This is a genomic window from Janthinobacterium sp. YR213 (genome assembly GCF_900099875.1).
Taxonomy (GTDB): Bacteria; Pseudomonadota; Gammaproteobacteria; order Burkholderiales; family Burkholderiaceae_D; genus Janthinobacterium; species Janthinobacterium lividum.
Genome location: NZ_FNDA01000006.1, coordinates 1 through 16,258 on the forward strand (window position 1 = coordinate 1; position 16,258 = coordinate 16,258).

Genomic DNA, 16,258 nt, shown 5'->3' on the forward strand with positions numbered 1-16,258 from the left:
CCCTTCCCATCCCGAACAGGACCGTGAAACAACTTTGCGCCGATGATAGTGCTGCAACCAGTGTGAAAGTAGGTTATCGTCAGGCTTGTTATTCGAAAAAACCCCTTCCGGTAATCCGGTTGGGGTTTTTTTACGTCCGCTGGTTTTAACTGCACCAGCGATTGCCGGGTTTTTGAAAGGGATGTCTTGTCTGCTGTGCATACACTGGAGCAATTACGGGCTGGCCAACTGGCCGGCCTGCGCCGCCTGAAGCTATCCTGCGGCTTGACGGACTTCCCCCGCGAAATCTTGGACCTGGCCGACAGCCTGGAAATCCTCGACCTGTCCGGCAATGTGCTGTCCACGCTGCCCGACGACCTGCCACGCCTGCACAAGCTGCGCATCATTTTTTGCTCGGACAACCTGTTCACCAGCTTGCCGGCCGTGCTTGGTTCCTGTCCTGCGCTGGAAATGATCGGTTTCAAGGCGAACCGGATCCGCCACGTGCCTGCTGCCGCCTTGCCAGCCAGGCTGCGCTGGCTGACCCTGACCGACAATGCCATCGAAGCCTTGCCGGACGAACTGGGCAAGTGTAGTGAGCTGCAGAAACTCATGTTGGCGGGAAATTGCCTGGACAGCTTGCCCGCTTCGTTGACGAACTGCCGCCGTCTGGAACTGGTGCGTATCGCCGCCAACCGTTTCACGGCGCTGCCCGACTGCCTGCTGTCCCTGCCACGCCTGAGCTGGCTCGCGTATGCGGGCAATCCCTGCACGGAAGCGCGGGAACTGGCGGCCCTGGCTGGGACAGCTGCGGCAGGCGTGGCATGGCCGCGCCTGGAACTGGCGCAGCAGTTGGGCGAGGGCGCATCGGGGGTGATTTACCGTGCCTGTCTGGATGGCGTGGATGATGTCGCCGTCAAAGTGTTCAAGGGGGCCATGACCAGCGACGGCTTGCCGCGCAGTGAAATGGCCGCCTGTGTCGGCGCCGGTGCGCACCCGGGCCTGATTCCCATCCTCGGGACGCTCGATGCACATCCGCAAGGAGCGCTCGGACTCGTCATGCCGCTCATCGACGCGGCCTTTCGCAACCTGGCCGGGCCGCCGAGCCTGGAATCTTGCACGCGCGACGTGTATGCCGATGGTGTGAGCTTTGATATTCCGCAAGCGCTGACGATTGCCCATGGCATCGCCTCGGCCGTGTGCCAGCTGCACGCGCGCGGCATCGTGCATGGCGACTTGTATGCACACAATATCCTGCATGCGGACGCCGGCACCTGCCTGCTGGGCGACTTTGGCGCGGCGTCCATGTTTGCGCCGGGCTCGCCGCGCGGGGACTTGCTGCAGGGCATAGAGGCGCGTGCCTTTGGCGTGCTGCTGGGCGAGCTGATCGCGCATTGTGCGACGCCTTTGTCCGCCTTGCATGCCTTGCAAGAAACTTGCTTGCAGGAAGAAATATTGCGGCGGCCAAGGTTCGATGCGATCGAACTGGCATTGCGGGACATGCTCCCCGCATAAAAAAATGGCGCAGCCTTCGCAGGCTGCGCCATTTTCATTTCAGGTTGGCAAGATTCAGCTTGCCACCAGGATTTCTTTTTCTGGCAGGGCGATCTGGTTGTCGACGCTGAACTGGTAATCCTTGAAGACGTGTTCGGCCGTCAGGATCTGGTATTCGCCGTTGTCGAGCTTATGCGTGGTGTCCTTCAGGCGATACGTGTAATGGCCGCAGGTCCAGCAGTTGAAGTTGCGCATGTGGGTGCACAGGCACGTCTTGTCCATCACGACGACGGTTTTTTGTTCCGGATGGGCCGCCACTTCGCGGTTGTACGAGTTGATGTACGCGCAGTTGCCCGTTGCGTCGAGCAGGTAGCCATACGATTCGCAGCCTGGCCGGATGCCGGCGCCGATGGCGGGCGTGTTCTTCAGCATGCGCATCGGGTAGCCCGTCGGCGAGACGCCATTGACGATGATGTCTTCTTCCGAGGCCTTGTAGTATTCCTGCTTGACCTTGTTTGGCAAGCCGCATTCCTTGGTGACGGTAAAGCGCGTCGCCACTTGCACGCCAGCCGCGCCCGCTTCCAGGAAGGAAACGGCGTCGCTGCCCGTGAAGATGCCGCCAGCGGCGATCAGCGGGATGTCCAGCTGTTCGGCCTTCAGGTAGGCCAGCAGTTCCGCCGTGATCGTGTGCAGGTCGTAATTGGCCCAGTCCATGCCGAAACCAAGGTGGCCGCCGGCCAATGGCCCCTCGACGATGATGAAGTCGGGCAAACGGTCGAGCTTGGCGTTCTTGCGCAGGAAAATCTGCAAGGCGCGTACGGACGAGACGATGATGCCCAGCTTGGCATCACGGAAACGCGGATGGTCGGCCATCAGGGCGAACGAACCGAAGTGCAAGCCGGCGGACAGGGTGATGCCGTCGATGCCCGCGTCCAGCGCCGCATTCAGGCGCACGCGCAAGGTTTCGCGCGGGCCATTCATGGTCAGCTTTTCCATGCAATTGACGAAGATCAAACCATCGCCTTTTTTTGCTTCCATGGTGCGGCCGATATGCAGCCGCTGCGCTTCCGCCAGACGGCCCAGGTCGAATTGCACCACGGCCTTGTCGCTGTTATTGATGTTGAACTTGTACAGTTTCGTCTTGTCTTTGACGAAGGTGGTGTCGAAACGGCGATCCGACACGTCTTCCACCATGGCATCGGAGATATGCCCGATACCGTTCAGCCGGGCCGCTTCCAGGGCCAGCTCCGACGTGGAAATATCCACACCCATTCCGCCTATCATGATGGGCACATATTCTTTTTTGCCAAATCGCAGGCGGAAATCATCAACACGTTTCATTGCTATCCTTAGACTACCGTGGTTATCACTGAGCCAGATGTACGGTCAAGCCCGCCGCCGGTCAGGCGCGCGGGCGCATGTAGCTGCGCGCAGCTTCAATTCTACCCCAAGCGGGCAGGCGCTCCGAGGCAGCTTGCCGCCATGCCGGTGCAAGCGCAGGCCGGAGCGTGCGCATCATCGAAATTAATCGCGGAAATTGTTAAATTCCAGCGGCATGTCGGGCACGTCCTTGCGCAGCATGGCCATGGCCGCCTGCAGGTCGTCGCGCTTGGCGCCCGTGACGCGCACGGCTTCGCCCTGGATGCTCGCTTGCACCTTCATCTTGCTGTCCTTGATGACACGCACGATTTTCTTCGCATCATCCGATTCGATGCCATTCTTGATCTTGATGATCTGCTTGACCTTGTCGCCGCCGATCTTCTTGATGTCACCTTCGTCGAGGAAGCGCACATCGACCTTGCGTTTGGTCAATTTGTTGGTCAGCACGTCGCGCACCTGGCTGAGCTGGAATTCCGAGTCCGCAAACGCGGTCAATTCGTTTTCCTTGTGCTCGACGCGGGCGTCGCTGCCCTTGAAGTCGAAGCGGGTCGTGATTTCCTTGTTGGATTGCTCGACTGCATTCTTGACTTCGATCATATCGGCTTCGGAGACTACATCAAATGACGGCATGGTCTGTTCCTTTTCTTGTTAAAGCGAGCGCACGCTCGGCGCGCTGGGCCTTGGCGGCTGATTCTGCGCCATTGGACGGCCCTGTTAAAGATGCGACATTTTAACGGACAACGGGCAAGTCGCCCTTGTCCTGAGGTGGTTTTTTGTCGCTTTCGCTCTATAATCGAGCAAAATTTCCCTATCCCATGTCTGCAGAGCTCACCATCGAACACAATTACCCCCTCCAGCGCCTGAATACCTTCGGCATCACGGCCAACGCGGCCGCCTACGTACGCATCACCTCGCAGGCCGAATTGCACGCCGCGCTGCAAGATCCCGCCCTGTCCGCCATGCCGCGCCTGATACTGGGCGGCGGCAGCAACATCGTGCTGACGGGCGACTTTCCCGGCGCCGTGCTGCACATGGCCACGCGCGGCATGCGCCTGGCGCAGGCGGATTTCGAGACGGTACTCGTCACTGCCGCGGCCGGCGAAAACTGGCACGATTTCGTGCAGTGGACCCTGGCACAAGGCGTGGGCGGGCTGGAAAACCTGTCCCTGATTCCCGGCACGGTAGGCGCGGCGCCTATCCAGAATATTGGCGCGTATGGCGTTGAAATCAAGGATTATCTGCATAGCGTGAGCGTCATGCACAGCGCCAGCGGCATCGTCTTCGACATGGACCGCGATGCTTGCCGCTTCGCTTACCGCGACAGTATCTTCAAGCAGGCGGACGGACGCGAGCTGATCGTGCTGGAAGTCACGTTTGCCTTGCCGGCCGAGTGGCAGCCGAATTTGCGCTATGCGGAACTGGCGCAGGCGGTGGCCGAGCGCAATCTTGCCGAGCCGACAGCACAACAGGTAGCCGAGACGGTGATGGCGATCCGCCGGAGAAAATTGCCCGATCCGGCCGTGATTGGCAATGCGGGCAGCTTCTTCAAGAATCCCGTGGTGTCGCGCGAGCAATGTCTTGCCTTGCTGGAACGTTTCCCGACCCTCGTGCACCATGCGCAGCCCGATGGCACGGAAAAGCTGGCGGCCGGCTGGCTGATCGATCAGTGCGGCTGGAAGGGGAAAAACCTGGGGCCCGCGGGAGTGTATCCCAAGCAGGCACTGGTTCTGGTGAATAATGGCGGCGCTCGTGGCGCGGACATTACCCGGCTGGCGGCAGCAATACAGGATGATGTAGAGGCGAAATATGGCGTGCGCCTGTCGCCCGAGCCTGTGTTTGTCTAAATAGTCAATCCGCGCTTGAAAAAATGTTCAGGGCAAGACAGTGCAACGCAGCCATGGACGTTTTTTCTGCGTGGATTAGCCGAAGTGGCAGACGTAGTCGACGGTTTCGACCGTTTCAATATCAAAATAGCTATTACCCGGCACCTTGAATTGCGTGCCCGCGGCATAGCTGTTCCATTCTGTCGCGTCGGCCAGGCGCACCTTGCACAGGCCGCTGACGATTTCCATGATTTCCGGCGCGCCCGTATTGAAGCGCAACGATGACGCGAAAATCACGCCCACGCTTTTCTTCGTGCCATCGGCCAGGATGACGTTATGCGAGATGCATTTGCCGTCAAAGTAAATATTCGACTTCTTGACGACGCTGACATTGTCCAGTTGTGTGCTCATGCTTCACTTTCCTTGCTGTTAAAAATCAGTCCTGGACGTCATCGGCGCTCAGCACGCTGTTGCGTCCGCCACGCTTGGCCGCGTACAGGGCCTGGTCGGCGCGGTTGATCAGTTGCTCCACCGTCGAGTCCGGTGACGGCACGATGGTGGCCACGCCGATCGAGATGGTGACGATGCCCGTGCTTGCCGCCGGATTCTCGATCTGCAAGCCTTCCAGATGGCGCCGGCACGCTTCGGCGATCAGCAGCGCGCCGGCCGGATTCGTTTCCGGCAGGATCAAGGCGAATTCTTCGCCGCCGTAACGGGCGGCCAGGTCGGCCGGGCGTTTCAAATGTTCCGTCAGCACGGCGGCGACTTTTTTCAGGCCCAGGTCGCCCGCCAGGTGGCCAAAGTGATCGTTATAACTTTTAAAATGGTCGATATCGCAGAACAGCAAGCTCAGCGGTGTTTTGTCGCGCTGGCCACGCTGCCATTCGAATTGCAGGGTTTCATCGAAGCGGCGGCGGTTGGCGATACCCGTCAAGCCATCGAGGGCGGCCAGTTTCTGCAGCTCGATATTCGCGTCGGCCAGGTTTTTTTGACTTTCTCGCAGGAAACGAAAAGCCTGGTCGCGCTGCAAGCGGCTGATGTGGGCCGCCGAGTGATAGCGTATGCGCGCCAGCAACTCCAGTCGGTCTGGCAGTTTCACCACGTAATCGTTGGCGCCGACGGCAAAGCTGTGCGCCTTCAGTTTCGGGTCATCCTTGGCCGACATCACGATCACCGGCACATGCGCCAGCGCCTCGTTTTCGCGGTACAGCTTGATCAAGGCGAAGCCGTCGATGCCCGGCATCACCAGATCCTGCAGGATGACGGTCGGTTGCAAACGCAGCGCCGTGTCCAGCGCCTGGGTGGCGTCGGTCATATAGTGAAACTCGATATCCTGCTGATCGCTCAGCATGCGCCGGATTGCCTCAGCAATAATCAACTGGTCGTCCACCAGCAGGACGCTGACCTTGAATTCGGTCAATGCGGGTTCTTGCTGGATGAAGCTGGAGGAAAATTCTGGCATTGCATTCTTTTCAGATGTTAGGGGAGGGCTCCCACCCATTGTTGAGTTTGGCGCCCAGGCGGCTGCGCAGGCTGGCGCCAATTCTATCCAATGGCAGGATGTGCTGCGCCGCATCGAGTTCGGCCGCCGCGCGCGGCATGCCGTACACAGCGCTGCTGGCCTGGTCTTGCGCGATGGTCGTCTTGCCGGCGCGACGCATGGCCAGCAAGCCATCACCGCCGTCGCGCCCCATGCCTGTGAGCAATACACCGATGGCGTCGCCGCGCCAGTGCTCCGCCACGCAGTTGAAGAATACATCGACGGAAGGACGGTAAACATACTCGCGTGGTGCTGCATCGTAACCCAAACGATAATTTTGATCTAGCAGCAGGTGATCATTGGTCTTGGCGATCAGTACCGTGCCGGACACCAGTTCGTCGCCTTCGGCAATCACGCGCACAGGCATGCTGAGCTGGTCATCGAGCCATTTGGCGAAGTGCGAGGCAAAGGTTTCGTCGATGTGCTGCACCACCACGATGGCACAGCCGGGCGGCGCCGTCCAGCCGGACAGCACCCTGGCCACGGCCGAAGGGCCACCCGTCGAGGCGCCGATGGCCACCAGGGTCGATACCTGGCCATCGCCCCGTTCGCCGCCATTGCCGTTCGCCTGGCGCGGCGGCGGAGGTTCTGCGCTGTGGCGTATCAGCTTGCCGATGGTCTTGATCTTGGCCAGCAGTTCGCTGTCGCCGCCCACTTGCCCCTGGAGCACGGGGGTGGCGGTGACGTCGAGCGCGCCCGCGCCCAGCGCGCGGAAGACCTGGTTAACATTGTCTTGCGGGCGGCCCGTGACCACCAGGATGGCGCACGGGCTTTGCTCCATGATCAGGCGCGTCGCCTCGACGCCATCCATCTCCGGCATGTTCAGGTCCATCAGGATCAGGTCGGGGCGGTTGCCTTCGCACATGCGCACGGCTTCGAGTCCCGTGCGGGCGATCCACAGCACCTGGTGCTCCTGCGTGCTGGCCACCACGCGGCGCAGGGCCTCGGCGGCCATGGCGACATCGTTGGCAATGGCAATTTTCATGAAGTACAACTCATAAGCGGGCATCTCCTATCAGGTCGGCCACCGCGTCGAGCAAGGTCTCGTCGTGGAAGCTGCCTTTGGTCAGATAATAGTCGGCGCCGGCGGACAGGCCGCGCGCGCGGTCTTCCGGGCGGTCCTTGTACGAGACGATCATCACCGGCAGCTTGTGCAGGTGCAAGTCCTTCTTGATCAGCGAAACCAGTTCGATGCCATCCATGCGCGGCATGTCGACGTCGGTGATCACCAGGTCGTACTCGCCGCTGCGCACCACGTTCCAGCCGTCGATGCCGTCGATGGCCACGTCGACCTCGAAGCCGCGCGCCAGCAGCAGCTTGCGCTCCATCTCGCGCACCGTCAGCGAATCGTCGACGACGAGGATGCGCTTGGCGCGGCGCTGCTGCGCGTGGCCCGCCTGCGCCAGCTGGTGCAGGCCGCCCTCGTGCAGCAGCTTGTCGATCGACAGCAGCAAATCGGGCACGTCGAGGATCAGCACCGGCTCGCCGTCGTCCAGCAGGGCGGCGGCGGAAATATCGCGCATCTTGCCGAAAATCGGATCGATGGCTTGCACCGCCAGGCTTTGCTCGCCGCGGATGGCGTCGACCACCAGGGCATAGCTTTGCTTGCCGCGCCCGATCACCACCACCGGCAAGTCCTCTGCCTGGTTGGCCGCTTCGCCCAGTTCCAGCACCTGCGCCGCCGAGACCAGGCCCAGATGCTCGCCCTTGAGTTCAAAGAACTGCTTGTTTTCCAAGGTATGGATGGCCGCCTGCGGCACGCGCACCACGCTTTCCACCTTGACGATGGGGATGGCGTACGCTTCGCCCTGGATGTCGATCACCAGCGCGCGCACGATCGATTGCGTCAGCGGCAGGGTGATCAGGGCGCGGAAACCCCGACCCGGTTCCGATTCCAGGCGCACCGTGCCGTTTTGCTGGCGTATCGTCTCGTGCACGATATCGAGGCCCACGCCGCGGCCGGACAATTGATTCGCCTTTTCCTTCAGGCTGAAGGCGGGCAGGAACAAGAATTCCAGCAGCTCGCCCGGCGACAGCGCTGCGGCCATGACGGGGCTGGCCATCTTGCGCTCGATGACGGACTGGCGGATTTTTTCCAGGTCGACGCCACGGCCGTCGTCGCTGATTTCGATGCTCAGCATGCCGGCGCGGTGGCGCGCCTCCATGCGTATCGTGCCTAGCGCTTCCTTGCCCGCGTCGATGCGCTCGTACGGGCCTTCCATGCCATGGTCGATGGCATTCCTCAGCATGTGGTTCAGCGGGCTTTCGATCTTCGCCAGGATGTCGCGGTCGACCAGGGTGTCTTCGCCCTCGATCTCCAGCTGCACTTCCTTGCCCAGGCTGCGCGCCAGGTCGCGCACCATGCGGGGAAATGCATGGATGCCGTCGCGGAAAGGGCGCATGCGCAGCGCCAGCACTTCGTCGACCATGCCTTGCGAGACGGCCAGCAAGCGCCGCTCATAGGTTTCGATGTCGGCGATGTGTTCGAGCATGAACTGCTTCAGGGGCTGCGTCTTTTGCAGCGCCAGCAGCGACTTTTCCATCAGGCCCGCGTCGCCCGCGCGGGCAATGGCTTCGTGCAGGTGCTCGATGGCGGAAAACAGGCTGCTCTGGTTGCGTTTGAAGCGCTGCAGCGCGCCGATGAACGGGTGCATCTGGTGCGCGTTGATGCGCGACTCGCTGGCCAGCGACAGCAATTTGTCGAAGTTTTGCGCCGGGGCCTTGGCTGGTGCGGCCCCCGTGCGCGGCGCAGGCGCGGCCGCTTCCGGCTCCTCTACCGCCAGGCCGCTGGCCACGGGAGCCTGTGGTGTGGCCGCTGCCGGCGCCGGCATGGGCGCAGGCGCCGAGGGCAGGGCCGGCAATTCGGGCAGCTCGGCGATGCCGGCGATGGCGTTCAGGGTCTGGTCGATCTGCGCCGCATTCGCGGCCAGCCATGCTTCGGCGCCCGCGTCGTCCAGGCGCGACAGCTGCACGATCAGGTCGACGCCCGACAGCAGCACGTCGACCCGCTCCGGCGTGAGTTTCAGTCGGCCATGCTGGGCGGCGACAAAGCTGTCCTCCATCCCGTGCGCCAGCTGCACCACCACCTGCAGGCCGACGATGGCGGCCGCGCCCTTGATCGAGTGCGCCGCGCGCATCATCGCTTCGACGGCGGCCGCGTCGCCCGCATGGCGCTCCATCGCCAGCAAGCCGTCGGTGAGGATCTGGGTCTGGCTGTCCGCCTCCATGCGGAACAGGTCCAGCATGGAAAAGGCACTCAGGTCGCCGTGCTGGTCCTGGCTCATCGTAATAGTCTCGCAAGTTGAAAGCCGATCAGCGCCGTGTCGAGGCAGCCGATGCGCATGTCGCCCTCGGTGATGACACCGGACAGATAGCGCGACAGGCCCTTGTTGATGGTGGCCGCCGGCGCCTGCACGGTGCTTGATGCATAGCGCACGATGCCGTGCAGGTCGGCCACGGGCAGGGCGTAGGCCTGCTCTTCCCAGCGCATCAGCAGCAGGCGCGCGAACGTGTGGCGGCCCTTGGCCGGCGGCGCGCCCTGTTCGTCGATGCCCAGCAAACTGGCCAGCGACATGCATGGATACAGCTTGCCGCCGATATTGACGATGCCCGCCAGGCCGCGCCCGCCGCGGTGCGGCAGCACGTGCGGCTTGGCCTGCGGCGCCACGGAGTCGAACACGCGCGTGGGCAGCGCCAGCCATTCGCGGCCGATGCGAAACACCAGCACCGAGCTGTCGCGAACCTCGCCGCCCGCATCGATCTGGCGGAAGTGGCTGGCCCAGTCGCGCTGGTAGTGTTCATCCACGGGCCGCTGCAGGTTGCGCTGGGCGGCGCCCGCATACACGTCGCAGTTGCGGCAATGCACGTTGGCCGGCAGCTTGGGGCAGCTCTGGTCGCCGACCACGCCGATATGGTTCCAGCAGTCGTCGATGGCGGCGGGGGACTCGGTGGCGATGAGGTTGGTCATGCTTGCCCCTTAGTTGGACGCCTGGCGGCGCTGGTAGATGCGCGCCGCGCGCGCCTTCAGGGTGGCGGCGGCCGTGTGGTTGCCATTGCGTTCGGCCAGCAGGGACAGGTGGCACAGCGCTTCGTAGTGGTCCGGCTGCAGGTAGATGCAGCGGCGCCAGTAATCGTCGGCCAGATCCATCTTGCCGGCCAGTTCATTGATGATGCCCAGCATGAAATACGCTTCCGCCGCCTCGGGCACTCTGGCCAGGTGGGCATGGCATTTTTCGCCGGCCTCGCGCAGCTGGCCACGGTCGGCCAGCAGACGCGCCTCGGCCAGCAAATCGGCCTGCGCGGTTTGCGCGGCCGGCGCCGGCGATGGCACGGACACGGGGCGCGTGCGCGGTGTTGTCGCGGCGGCAGGGACGGCTGCGGCGGCGCGCCTTGGCGCGGGCGGCACGCTGCGCAGGGGGCGCGTGGCCGGCAGCGGCGCCACTTGCACGGGGCTGGCCGGCGTCGCCGTCTCCTTCTTCAGGGCGAAGGCCTGGCGGAACTGCAGCGGCGCAAAGCCGTTCTGGCAGAACGACGGCACTTCCGCATAGCCGGCCAGCAGCATGCCGTCGTCGGCCAGCAGGGCGGACAGGTTGTGGATGGCCGCGCGGGTGGTCGGCTTGTCGAAGTAAATCAAGAGGTTGCGGCAGAAGATGACGTCGTAATGGCGGCTGTAGGTGGCGGTATCGAACTGCAGCAGATTGCCCTGTTTGAAGGTCACCTGTTCGCGCAGGGAGTCGATGATGCGGTAGGCGTCGTCGGCCACGTGCGTGAAATAGCGGTCGCGGAAGGCCACGTCCTGCGCGCGGAACGCGTTGCGGCCATATACGCCGGCCTGCGCCCGCTCGATGCAGCCGGGACTCAGGTCATACGCGTCGATGCTGAACGCCTGTTTCGGCACGCCGCCGTCGCGCAGCGCCATGGCCATCGAATACGGTTCCTCGCCGCCCGCGCACGGGATCGACAGGATGCGCGTGGCGCGCCCCCGTGCCCAGCGTTCCTGCACCAGTTCGACGGTGGCGTAGAACGCCTGCGGGTCGCGGAACAGCCACGATTCCGGCACCACCACCAGCTCGATCAATTGCGTCATTTCGGCCGGCGTGAGCGCCTGCAGGTAGGCCTCGCTATCGCTGAAGCCCGTTTGCTCCATGCGCTGGCCGACGGCCCGTTCGGCCACGGCTTTGGAGACGGACAGGCCGGTCGCGCGGCGCAGCAGGGCTTGTGCCGTCATGCCGCGCCCGCGTCTTGAAACAGCAGCGCGCGCACGTCGGGCGGCAGCAGGTGCTCCAGTTCCACCAGTTGCACGATGCCGTCGGCGTCGCTGGCCACCTGGCCCAGGAAGGGCGCCGTCGTCACGCCGCTGTCGTCGAGCTTTTCCGCATCGATGTCGGCGATGCCGCGCACCTGCGAGGCCAGCAAGCCCAGCGCATGCGTGGCGCCGCCAGGCGCGCGGTAGTCGACGATGACGATGCGCGTGTCGAACTGCGCGGCGGCGGCAGGCAGCCCGGCCAGGCGCGACAGGTCGATCACGGGCACGGGCGTGCCGTGCAAGTCCATCAGGCCGGCCACGTAGTCTGGCGTGAGCGGCAACTGTTTCAGCTCCAGCAGCGGCAGAACGCGCACGATGCCGGCCAGGGGCAGGCCATAGCGGTCGCGTCCGATGTGAAAGAGCAGTACTTTCATGGGATCAGATGGTGACGGCGAAGGTCGATACGCTCGACTGCAGGTCGCCCGCCGCATATTGCAGCTGGTGCACCGCTTCGCTGGTGGCTTTCAGCGATTCCACCGTCTGTTGCGTGGCATCGTTGAGCTGCATCATGGTGTCGGAAATCTGCGAAGCGCCGATCGCCTGCGATTGCATGCCTTGCAGAACGGCATCGAATTGCGGCGTGAGTTTCTGCACCTGGTCCATCACGGATGACAGCTGCTCGGCCACTTGCCGCACTTCGCCCACGCTGCGGCGAATTTCTTCCGAGAATTTATCCATGCCCATCACGCTGGCCGAAACGGCCGACTGCATTTCCTTGAGCATTTGCTCGATATCCCACGTGGAGACGGACGTCTGGTCGGCCAGGCGGCGGATTTCCGTCGCCACCACGGAAAAGCCGCGGCCCGCTTCGCCCGCTTTTTCCGCCTCGATGGCGGCGTTCAGCGACAGGATGTTGGTCTGGTCGGCCACCTTGGTGATGGTGATCAGCACGCTATTGATATTGCTGGCTTTTTCCGACAGGGCGGCCAGCTTGGCGTTGATGGAATCGGTGGCCGAGACCATGTGCTGCATGGTCGAGTCCATGCGCTTGAGGTTGTTTTGTGCTTCGGCCGTGGCATTCGTCGTGTAGTCGGCCACGGCGGTGGCGTCTTCCATGGTTTTCAGCAACTGGCTCGTGTTGGCCGAGATTTCCTTGGTGGTGCTGAGAATTTCCACGCTGGTTTGCGCCTGTTCGATGCCCGTGGCTTCCTGCTGGCGTGCCGAGGCGGCGATTTCCGTGGCCGAGGTAGTCACCTGGATGCCGGCCTTTTGCACATTGTTGAGCAGGCTGCGCAGGTTTTCGAACATCTTCGCCAGGCCGTTGCCCAGCTGGCCGATGGCGTCATTGCCGGTGATGCCGACCTTGCCCGTCAGGTCGCCCGAGGCCGCCTTCGACACCACTTCCAGCAGGGAATCGACCTTGGCCCGCAAGGTGTTGGTGGCGGCCAGTTCGTTGGCCTGGTTGTCCTGGATGGTTTGCGCCATGCGGTTGAATTCTTCCGTCACCTTGCCCAGCTCGTCGCGCGAGATGATGGCGGCGCGCGCGCCCTGCTCGCCGCCGGCGATGCGCCCGACGGCGTCCGTCAGGCTGTTCAGGGGGCCGAGGATGGAACGGCCCAGCAGGTAGGAAATGCCCAGCGCCAGCACCACGCACAGCAGGCCGCCCAGCGCCAGCGTCAGCATCATGGTTTCCTGCAATTTTGTCGTGGTGGCCGTGCGTTCGACCAGCAAGCGGGATTCTTCGGCAGCGACTTCGTCAAGCAGCTTGTTCGCTTGCGCGACGGCCGGGTAGCCGGTCGGCGGCATGGTGCGCGCCACCGCTTCCGTGGCGCCCGGCGCGTTGCCCAGCGCGCGGCGCTTCTCGATCAGGGGATTGATCCACTCCTTGACCCAGGTGGTGGTCAGCTGGTCGATCTTGCGGAAGCGTTCCGACTGTACCTTGTTGTCGACCGTCATGGCGATGGCTTTTTGCGTGTGCTGGCTCAGCACCGCCATCTCGTCCGTTCCAGGGTTCAGCGAGGCTTCGTTGCCTGTGAGGATGAAACCGCGTGCTTCCACCTGGATTTGCAGGATGGAATTGTGAATCCTGTCGATCTCGACCAGCACTTCCATCGTGTGGCGGTCCCATGCATTGGCTTCCGACAGGCGCGAAAAGCTGTTGTAGGCCACGCCCAGCAGGATCAGGATGATGGCCACGATGGAGCCGAAGCCCAGGTACAGTTTATTCTTGATACTCAGGTCTTTGAACATGGGAGGGCTCCGGAAGCGGGAAGGTCAGCACAATTGCACTGTAGCATTTTGCCATGCGGACAGCAAAATGGGGGCGATCTCGGGACGTGGCGGGGCGTAATTTGCGGCAGAGTGCGCTCCAGACGCAAAAAAGCCGCCCGTGGGCGGCTCAGGCAGCTGCGGGAGGCAGTGCCTCCCGGCAACTAATTACTTCTGGCCGCGCTTTTCGCGGGCGATGGCGGCGATGCGCATGCGCAAGGCATTCAGCTTGATGAAGCCGCCTGCGTCGGCCTGGTTGTAGGCGCCGCCGTCTTCGTCGAAGGTGGCGATGTTCATGTCGAACAGCGAATCCGTCTTCGAATCGCGCGAGACGACGATGACATTGCCTTTGTACAGCTTGATGCGTACCCAGCCGTTCACGGTTTCCTGCGTGTGGTCGATCAGGGTTTGCAGGGCAACGCGCTCAGGCGCCCACCAGTAGCCGTTGTAGATCATCGATGCGTAGCGTGGCATCAGGTCATCTTTCAGGTGGGCCACTTCGCGGTCCAGGGTGATCGATTCGATGGCGCGGTGGGCTTTCAGCATGATAGTACCGCCCGGGGTTTCATAGCAGCCGCGCGATTTCATGCCGACGTAGCGGTTTTCCACCAGGTCCAGGCGACCCACGCCATGCTTGCCGCCAACCTTGTTCAGTTCGGCCAGCACGGTGGCAGGCGACATGCGCACGCCGTTGATGGCGACGATGTCGCCTTTTTCGTATTCGATGTCCAGGTATTCCGCTTCGTCCGGAGCCTTTTCAGGGCTGACGGTCCAGCGCCACATCGTTTCTTCCGCTTCGGCGCTCGGGTTTTCCAGGTGGCGGCCTTCAAAGCTGATGTGCAGCAAGTTGGCGTCCATCGAGTACGGCGCGCCGCCGTTCTTGTGCTTCATGTCGATTTCGATGCCGGCGTCTTCCGCGTACTTCAGCAGTTTTTCGCGCGACAGCAGATCCCACTCGCGCCATGGAGCGATGATTTTAACGCCTGGCTTCAGCGCGTAGGCGCCCAGCTCGAAACGCACCTGGTCGTTGCCCTTGCCGGTCGCGCCGTGCGAGATGGCATCGGCGCCCGTGGCGTTGGCGATTTCGATCAGGCGCTTGGCGATCAAAGGACGGGCGATCGAGGTGCCCAGCAGGTATTCGCCTTCGTAGACGGTATTGGCGCGGAACATCGGGAAGACGAAATCGCGCACGAATTCTTCGCGTACATCTTCGATATGGATGTTTTCCGGCTTGATGCCAAACTTGATGGCCTTGGCGCGCGCCGGTTCCAGTTCTTCGCCCTGGCCCAGGTCGGCCGTGAAGGTGACGATTTCGCACTGGTAGTTATCTTGCAGCCATTTCAGGATGACGGAGGTGTCGAGTCCGCCGGAATAGGCCAGGACTACTTTTTTAATGTCGCTCATATTGCTTCCAGTTGTCGTTGTCGATATATGTGTTGCGATGCTGCCGGGAGTTCTGCAGTTCCAGGCCAATTAGTTGATTTTACCCAGTAACAGGTATTCGATCAGCGCTTTTTGCACGTGCAAACGGTTTTCCGCTTCGTCCCACACCACCGATTGCGGGCCGTCGATCACTTCGGCGGCTACTTCCTCGCCGCGGTGGGCGGGCAGGCAGTGCATGAACAGCGCGTCGGGCGCCGCGCGGGCCATCTTCGCGCCATCGACGATCCAGCCGTCGAAGGCGGCGATGCGAGCCGCGTTTTCCGCTTCGTAGCCCATGCTGGTCCACACGTCCGTGTTGACCAGGTGCGCGCCTTCGCAGGCGTCGGACGGGTTGGCAAAGAAGGTGTAGCGCTCGGTCTTGACTTGCGACAGGTCGATGTCGTAGCCCTTCGGCGTTGACACGTTGACGTGGAAGCCGAACACCTCGGCTGCCTGCAGCCACGAGTACAGCATGTTGTTGGCGTCGCCGATCCAGGCGACGACCTTGCCGGCGATCGAGCCGCGGTGTTCGATGTAGGTGAAGATGTCGGCAAAGACCTGGCACGGGTGGTGTTCATTGGTCAGGCCATTGATCACCGGCACGCGCGAATTGGCGGCGAAACGCTCGATGATTTCCTGGCCGAAGGTGCGCACCATGATGATGTCGCACATGCGCGACATGACCTGGCCCGCGTCTTCCACCGGCTCGCCGCGGCCCAATTGGGAGTCGCGCGTGTTCAGGTAGATGGCGGCGCCGCCCAGCTGGTGCATGCCGGCTTCGAATGACAATCGCGTGCGGGTCGAGTTCTTTTCAAAGACCATCACCAGGGTGCGGTCGATCAGGGGATGGTAGATTTCGTAGTTCTTGAACTTGCGCTTGATCAGATGGGCGCGTTCGATCACATATTCGTACTCTTCCAACGTGAAATCGGAGAACTGGAGGTAGTGCTTGATCGGTTTTTTTGTCGACATAATGACCACTTGAAGATGCGCAGGCCGCCGGCGGCGTGCCTTTCCCGCCGGGTTGCATCAGCGTAAAACATCTCGTCTGATGACTGCCTCGCCCGGCGCGCTGCTGTGTTGATCGGTGCCAGCGCGACGCCTGTC

Annotated in this window: 15 protein-coding genes; 2 read left to right on the forward strand and 13 right to left on the reverse strand. The window is 62.4% G+C overall.

Features of this window, described 5'->3' with window-relative positions; genetic code table 11:
• A partial coding sequence (locus BLT98_RS29370; RefSeq protein WP_211615098.1) for a hypothetical protein occupies positions 1-201 on the reverse strand: 201 nt, incomplete at its 3' end.
• Here BLT98_RS29370 and BLT98_RS23655 point away from each other — a divergent pair.
• The gene (locus tag BLT98_RS23655; RefSeq protein ID WP_092612111.1) at positions 196-1,494 is read left to right on the forward strand and encodes a leucine-rich repeat-containing protein kinase family protein; all 1,299 of its coding nucleotides are present in this window, start codon (positions 196-198) and stop codon (positions 1,492-1,494) included. The genes BLT98_RS29370 and BLT98_RS23655 overlap by 6 nt on opposite strands.
• Before the next feature lie 54 nt (positions 1,495-1,548).
• Here BLT98_RS23655 and BLT98_RS23660 read toward each other — a convergent pair whose 3' ends face one another.
• Both BLT98_RS23660 and BLT98_RS23665 read right to left on the reverse strand, forming a co-directional pair.
• A complete protein-coding gene (locus BLT98_RS23660) occupies positions 1,549-2,814 on the reverse strand; it encodes a nitronate monooxygenase (protein WP_070277935.1) in 1,266 nt (421 codons plus the stop codon).
• A 183-nt stretch (positions 2,815-2,997) separates the two neighbouring features.
• The gene (locus BLT98_RS23665) at positions 2,998-3,483 is read right to left on the reverse strand and encodes a YajQ family cyclic di-GMP-binding protein (RefSeq protein ID WP_034759416.1); all 486 of its coding nucleotides are present in this window, start codon (positions 3,481-3,483) and stop codon (positions 2,998-3,000) included.
• Positions 3,484-3,668: 185 nt separating this feature from the next.
• Between BLT98_RS23665 and murB the strand changes: the two genes are divergently transcribed.
• Positions 3,669-4,697: a UDP-N-acetylmuramate dehydrogenase gene (gene murB / locus BLT98_RS23670; RefSeq protein WP_092612114.1), complete on the forward strand. Its 1,029-nt coding sequence runs from the start codon at positions 3,669-3,671 to the stop codon at positions 4,695-4,697.
• A gap of 75 nt (positions 4,698-4,772) precedes the next feature.
• Here murB and BLT98_RS23675 read toward each other — a convergent pair whose 3' ends face one another.
• The 10 genes from BLT98_RS23675 to argF form a co-directional block, all read right to left on the reverse strand.
• Entirely contained in the window at positions 4,773-5,087 is a 315-nt protein-coding gene (locus tag BLT98_RS23675) for a pyrimidine/purine nucleoside phosphorylase (RefSeq protein WP_034785044.1), read from the reverse strand.
• Between the two features lie 25 nt (positions 5,088-5,112).
• Positions 5,113-6,138, reverse strand: coding sequence for a diguanylate cyclase (locus tag BLT98_RS23680; RefSeq protein ID WP_070277941.1), 1,026 nt, complete (start codon positions 6,136-6,138; stop codon positions 5,113-5,115).
• A 10-nt stretch (positions 6,139-6,148) separates the two neighbouring features.
• Complete coding sequence (gene cheB / locus BLT98_RS23685; protein WP_070259761.1) at positions 6,149-7,201, reverse strand: chemotaxis-specific protein-glutamate methyltransferase CheB; 1,053 nt, start codon at positions 7,199-7,201, stop codon at positions 6,149-6,151.
• Between the two features lie 10 nt (positions 7,202-7,211).
• A complete protein-coding gene (locus BLT98_RS23690) occupies positions 7,212-9,500 on the reverse strand; it encodes a hybrid sensor histidine kinase/response regulator (protein WP_070259677.1) in 2,289 nt (762 codons plus the stop codon).
• Positions 9,497-10,183 (reverse strand): chemotaxis protein CheW, encoded by a 687-nt coding sequence (locus BLT98_RS23695; RefSeq protein WP_070277945.1) that lies wholly within the window; start codon positions 10,181-10,183, stop codon positions 9,497-9,499. Before BLT98_RS23695 ends, BLT98_RS23690 begins: the two co-directional genes overlap by 4 nt.
• A 9-nt stretch (positions 10,184-10,192) precedes the next feature.
• Positions 10,193-11,443: a CheR family methyltransferase gene (locus BLT98_RS23700; protein ID WP_092612117.1), complete on the reverse strand. Its 1,251-nt coding sequence runs from the start codon at positions 11,441-11,443 to the stop codon at positions 10,193-10,195.
• Positions 11,440-11,895, reverse strand: a complete 456-nt coding sequence (locus tag BLT98_RS23705) for a chemotaxis protein CheW (RefSeq protein WP_070259684.1) — start codon at positions 11,893-11,895, stop codon at positions 11,440-11,442. The genes BLT98_RS23700 and BLT98_RS23705 overlap by 4 nt, the downstream gene beginning before the upstream one ends.
• Before the next feature lie 4 nt (positions 11,896-11,899).
• Complete coding sequence (locus tag BLT98_RS23710) at positions 11,900-13,711, reverse strand: methyl-accepting chemotaxis protein (protein WP_092612120.1); 1,812 nt, start codon at positions 13,709-13,711, stop codon at positions 11,900-11,902.
• A gap of 186 nt (positions 13,712-13,897) precedes the next feature.
• Complete coding sequence (locus tag BLT98_RS23715; RefSeq protein WP_034759383.1) at positions 13,898-15,133, reverse strand: argininosuccinate synthase; 1,236 nt, start codon at positions 15,131-15,133, stop codon at positions 13,898-13,900.
• A 69-nt stretch (positions 15,134-15,202) separates the two neighbouring features.
• Positions 15,203-16,123 carry an ornithine carbamoyltransferase gene (gene argF, locus BLT98_RS23720; RefSeq protein ID WP_034785055.1) on the reverse strand — a complete coding sequence of 307 codons (921 nt, stop codon included), beginning with the start codon at positions 16,121-16,123 and terminating at the stop codon, positions 15,203-15,205.
• Positions 16,124-16,258 lie beyond the last annotated feature (135 nt).